Annotated in this window: 2 protein-coding genes and 1 pseudogene; all 3 read left to right on the forward strand. The window is 58.3% G+C overall.

Annotation, left to right across the window (positions count from 1 at the left end):
- Nucleotides 1-148 precede the first annotated feature (148 nt).
- The 3 genes and pseudogenes from GY937_23240 (at nt 149) to GY937_23250 (ending at nt 4,379) form a co-directional block, all read left to right on the forward strand.
- A pseudogene (locus tag GY937_23240) lies at nt 149-1,198 on the forward strand (DUF3387 domain-containing protein).
- Nucleotides 1,198-1,959 (forward strand): M48 family metallopeptidase, encoded by a 762-nt coding sequence (locus GY937_23245; GenBank protein ID MCP5059631.1) that lies wholly within the window; start codon nt 1,198-1,200, stop codon nt 1,957-1,959. The pseudogene GY937_23240 and the gene GY937_23245 overlap by 1 nt, the downstream one beginning before the upstream one ends.
- Before the next feature lie 332 nt (nt 1,960-2,291).
- Entirely contained in the window at nt 2,292-4,379 is a 2,088-nt protein-coding gene (locus tag GY937_23250; GenBank protein ID MCP5059632.1) for an ATP-binding protein, read from the forward strand.
- Nucleotides 4,380-4,527 lie beyond the last annotated feature (148 nt).

Raw genomic sequence — 4,527 nt, forward strand, 5'->3', positions numbered from 1 at the left:
GACCATTGCTGAAGCGTCGCCCGCTGGCTCTTGCTGAGGTGAATCTCGGCTGCGACCCGCATCGTGCCCCTCTGGCCGTTCGCCGCGAGGGTAACGTGGATAGTCCAATAGTGCCCTTTATTTATGAATCATATCACTAGACACCGCTGAGGGCGATGGCGGTGACAACAACGTTCACCCCAAGAACTGGCTGGAAGAGGGCAAGAAGAAGCTCGACGAGGCCCGGGAGGCCCTTTACTACCTATGTGAGCCGGTGGCGCTACCGCGCGAGGTGGAGCAGTACCTTCACTACTTCTGCGGCGACGCCGCCAACCCGAACGCGCTGAACGAGACTGAGGCGCTTCGGATCGCGTTCTACAAGGCAGCCGCGGTGTTTGTCCGCTCCTTCGCGACCATCGCACAGGACCTTGCCGAAGCCGGGTATTCCGACGCCGAAGCGGCTGCGCTTCAGAAGGAGGTGGCGTTCTACGGCGAGACACGTGCTGCCATCAAGAAGCACTCGGGTGAGGAGCTCGACATCAAGCCCTATGAGGCGGACATGCGCCACCTCATCAACACCTACATTCAGGCCGACCCGGCGACCGACCTGGGCGAGCTGGGCGAGATGTCGCTCACGGAACTCATCATCGAGACTGGGATTCACGACGCCATCGCTCGGAAGCTCAACGAGAAGGGGAAACTCTCAAGGAATGCGATCGCCGAAGGGATCATCAACAACGTCCGAAAGACCATCATCCGCGACCAGTTGACGGATCCGCGATTCTACGAGCAGATGTCGAAGCTGCTCGACGACCTCATCGAGCAAAGCCGGTCGGACACAGCGGCCTATGAGGAGTTCCTGCGGAGGGCCGAGGCACTGGTAAAGCGGCTAGCAGAGAAGCAACCCGATGAAGGCACACCCACGGCGCTGCACGGCAAGCGGGAGGCGACTGTGATCTACACCAACCTGCCGCGTATCCTCGTGGCGGATCGCGAAGCGGCGCCCGGAGTGGCTGAGTCACCCCCCGACTACGCAGACGAGCTCGTCGAGCTGGCCTTGAAGATTGACCGCACCATGCGCGAGCGAGCGCCTGCGGGTTGGAAGGGCGACCAGGCGCGCGAAGCGCAGATTCTGAATGCGCTATTCCCGCTGCTCGACCGTGACCGCGAGGCCACACTGGCGCTCTTCGAACTCATCAAGAACCAGCCGGGGTACTGATGGCTGCGACGATCCAGATCGGTGACATTGTCATCGCAATGACTCGAAAGGACATCAAGCACGTCCACTTGTCGGTACACCCGCCGATAGGTCGCGTCACGCTGGTCGCACCCATCGGAACCCGCCCGGAGGTGGCCCGGGCCTACGCCATCTCCAAACTCGGTTGGATTCGTGATCAACAGACGAAGCTGCTCCGGCAGGCGCGGGAGACATCTCGCCAGTTTGTCGAGCGGGAGAGCCACTACCTCTGGGGGCGGCGATATCTTCTTTCTATCGCCCAAAAGGAAGCGAAGCCCTCCGTCTGCCTCGGTCACCGCAGGATCACCCTCACCGTGCGGCCCGGCGGCAGTACGGCGAAGCGGGAAGAAGTCATTCATGGGTGGCACAAGGCGTTGCTGCATGAAACGGTGCCCCCGCTCATCAGGAAGTGGGAAGTGAAGCTCGGCGTGACGGTTTCCCGTTACTTCCTTCAGCGCATGAAGACGAAGTGGGGGAGTTGCAATCACCGTGCGGGAAGCATCCGCCTCAATACGGAGCTCGTGAAGAAGCCGAAAGACCTGTTGGAGTACGTGATCGTCCACGAGATGCTCCACCTGGTCGAGCCAACGCACAGCGAGCGCTTCGTGGCGCTGCAGGGCGAGCACTATCCAGCATGGCGCGAGGCCCGGGCGGAGCTGAACGCACTGCCTCTCTCTGCGGAGGCTTGGCGTGTGACGAGGTGTGCACTTCGGGAATCGAGCCATGGCGAGCATCGTGATTGAGAAGGAGATGGACAATCACCACGCCTTTCTTAGAGGTCGTTCGGCGGATCCGCGAGAGTATGTTGCGGCAACTCTCCGCGATTGCGTTCCAAACCGAACCCTGATCGCCGAGGAAGCAGATATTCGCTTTGGGGAATGGCGCCGGTTGTCTACCCGGGAGAGATCGAGGGCGAGATCGGCACTGCACGTTTCGACCAAGTGGTCGGATCGCTCACCTCCTCGCCGGTGGTGCCGAGTCCTCGCTCCGCGAAGGTCGATTCTGTGACTTTCTCGAGGGGCGCTAGTAGCGGCTCGCCAAGAGGGTTGAAGACCGAACGAAACAGGGAACAAATGTGAGAAAAGGACAACGGATCGTCCTCTTCCTAATCGTCATAGCGCTGCTCCTCGTCGTGTTCCGCTTGGCGACCGGGAGCATTGCTCCCACGGGTGAGATCCCGACCATCATCTTCTCAGCGTTGGTGATGCTCGCGTTCGTAACGCTCTTTCTTGAGCATTTCTTCACGACTCCGACTGACGTTATAGCCTCGACGATCGCCATCCTCCTTCTGTTGTCACCACTCCGATCACGCCTCTCCGAAATGGGGGCGTGGTACACGCTCTTCTATACGTACAACGCCTTGCTTCTGGCGACGGCCGTGCTCGCGCTTCTCTTTCTCGACGAGGCAAGGTCCTCAGCTGCCTGGAAGAATCGCGTGTCCCTCACGCTCAAGCGATTCTCGACCTTCTTTGGAAACGGACGGTTTCTGTTCTTCTCTCTCTTCTTCCTGACACTGCTCTTCTATGTGGACAGCCAGTCTGACGGGTTCCTTTGGCTGTTCGGATTTTCCGCAATCGTCGTGCTTATCGACCCCAAGCGTTTCGCCATGCTGACATTCTCGCGACGCGCAAGGCATGAAAACGACGTGGGAGTGATCTTCGGTGTCCAATCAAAGAACATCTTTCTCGCGAAGCTCTACGATGAGCGAAAGCCGGTCCGTCGCTTTGATTTTGTCGAGTTTCGCTATGAGATCGAGGATGACCGACGGGACTTCAAGGGCTTGATAATCGACAATTACCTCCTCAACGAGGAGCAGTGGGTCAAGGTCCTCACCGGGGACTCGATTAGTGATGCCGTCGGTCCGATGCCGACGGCACGGAAAGTCAAAAACAATGTTGTCTATCGGCTGGAGACGGAAGAAGAGCCAGATTTCCTGAAGCGGTTCGTCGGCGTGGTAGTCGAGGGTGCCGTCATCGACAAGCTTCGGTTCGAATATGGATCGCGAGTCCCAGTGTCCGAAGGGGACCTTCTCGAACTGAAGATCGGAAGCAAGACGGTGCTCTACCAAATCGTACAAGGGCTAACGGAAGTTGAGCTACTCCAATCCAAGAATGAGGCTGGGGTGATTGTTGGTGAGGCCGTCCAGTTGGGCGTATGGAATGCCGAGCGCAGAACATTCGAGAAGTTCGGCTGGGTCCCAGAGGTCAACACTCCCGTGCTTCTTGCGCGGAGGATCGAGAAGCAGAAGATCAATCCCGGCGAGGTGGAGATCGGCGAAATCCCCAACACGAACTATCCCGTCTTGATGAATGTCGTGGATGCATTGGCGCACCACGTGGCCATTCTTGGTGTGACGGGTTCGGGAAAGTCGGTGTTCGCCCGTAGGTTCGTGAGGCAGATGGTAGATGAGGGCGTCAAAGTGATCTGCGTCGATTTCACCAACGAGTATGGTGGGAAGTTCCCAGAACTATCGCCGAAACCAATCGTTGGGGCGGAGCAGTCAGAGGCGCTCTTTGGGGCGATCGATGGCTTGAACGAGGAACTCTCGAAGTTCGCAGACAGACGGAACGCGGCAACGATAGCGAAGTGCGAGGATGATCTACGGCGTGGGTTCTTCGGCGGAATCAAGGCATTCTTGGAGTCGGAAAGCCACGTAGCGCTCTTTGAGCTTCCGGATGTTGCCAATACCACCGGGATCCTGGACTACACCCGTTGGTTCTTCAAGGTTCTCTTTGAAATCGCCAAGGACAAGAAGAACTTCGGAGAACGTGTCTGTGTTGTTCTTGAGGAAGCTCATACCGTGGTTCCCGAGTGGAACTTCATCGGCATCGAGGAGAAGCGGGCAGGTTCCTTGGTCAATGCGATCGGACAGATCGCCCTGCAGGGGAGAAAGTACAGTGTCGGCTTCGTGGTGGTCGCCCAGCGCACCGCGACGGTCTCGAAGACCATCCTGACGCAATGCAACTCCATCGTCGCCTTTCAGCAGTTCGACAACACAAGTGCCGAGTTCCTGTCGAACTACATGGGTGGAGAGATGGTGAAGGCTCTCGCCACCCTCAAGCCGCGACAAGCCGTCGCGGTAGGAAGAGGATTCAGGACAGGCATTCCAGTGATCTTCCAGGTTCCAGAGATCACCGAGATTTCCACTGGTGACCAAGGTTGATGCCGCAAGCCTAGTCCCTTGTATCGACCAAAGGCGGAAGTGTTGTCATGCTAAGCACTGCGTCCCCCGCAGCCAATCGGTTCTCGCCGTGTCGCGGGCCGATTCATGGGGCCCGTATGTCGAAGAAGCGGTATCGGATTGACTTGAC

It is taken from the genome of bacterium (assembly GCA_024228115.1).
Taxonomy (GTDB): Bacteria; Myxococcota_A; UBA9160; order UBA9160; family UBA6930.

Coding starts and splice junctions, on each gene's coding strand:
- GY937_23245 (MCP5059631.1), top strand. CDS start 1,198: ATGGCTGCGACGATCCAGATCGGTGACATTGTCATCGCAATGACTCGA.